Annotated in this window: 1 protein-coding gene; it reads right to left on the reverse strand. The window is 67.3% G+C overall.

What is annotated here, in order from left to right; translation table 11 throughout:
* A partial coding sequence (locus tag FKP22_RS33310; RefSeq protein WP_170201212.1) for a glycosyltransferase family 2 protein occupies positions 1 to 1,017 on the reverse strand: 1,017 nt, incomplete at both ends.

Consider the following 1,017-nt stretch of genomic DNA (forward strand, 5'->3'; position numbering starts at 1 on the left):
GTCGGCCTCCGGCAGCGGGCTCATGCGGGCGGCCAGGCAGGCCGGCAGGGCCCGCAGGTAGTGCTGCTCGAACTGCGGCGTCAGCACCAGGCTTTCGCGGTCCAGCAGGGTTTCCAGCACGCGCAGGTAGAGCTGCATGCCGGCCAGGTCGTCGATCGAGCCGTGCTCCACCATGCGCTGCTCGAACCAACGCGCCAGCTCGGCTGCACCACCGTCGGAATGCGTCAGGTTGATCAGCACCGCATGCAGGATGGCCATGTACTCCTGGCCATAGGAATGGCCGGGCTCGTGCCAGGCGGCGAGGTTGGGGTTGGTGATCACCGGCACGCCGGCGGCCTGCGCGCGCAGCGAAAATTCGATGTCGTCGCCACGCAGGAAAAACGCCGCCGGCAGGCCGATGCGGCGCAGCGTGGCCAGCGGCAGCGCGAAGAAGATGAAGGTGGTGTATTCGCAGTGGTTCAGCGGGCCGAATTCGTCCAGGTGGGCGAAGTTCTCAAGCGACAGGCCATGCTTGAGCAGGTGCGGGAACAGGTTGCGCTTGCGGCCGAAATCGCCGCGGGCGTGGAAGTTCAGCCGGCCCCAGAAACCGCCGTCTTCCCAGACCTGCGTGGGCTTGCTCTTCATCAGCACCGGCAGGCTGGCCACGTGTTCGACTGCCCGGTAGGCGCAGGCCATGAAGTGCCGCGCCAGCGACTCCATCGACAGCACCAGGTCGTCGTCCAGGATCAGCACTTCCTGAGGTGCCTCTTTTGGCGTGGCGTCGCAGTGCTGCAGCAACTGGTGGATCAGGTGGCTGGCATTGCCGCCGCCGCCCAGGTTCGGGCCGGTGAGCACCCGCAGGTTCAGGCCCAGTGCGGCGGTGGGCGTGGCAGGCCAGAGTTCACCGGCATCGGCACTGGTGTCCAGCACCCAGAACTGCATCTGGCCCAGCAGTTCGGCATGGAAGGGATCTTCCTGCGCACCTTGCGCCAGCCGCTCCAACTGGGCCTGCAGCTCGTGCGTGCGGCCCCAGGTGCG

This window comes from Ideonella azotifigens, from assembly GCF_006519715.1.
In the GTDB taxonomy this organism is placed as follows: Bacteria; Pseudomonadota; Gammaproteobacteria; order Burkholderiales; family Burkholderiaceae_C; genus Ideonella; species Ideonella azotifigens.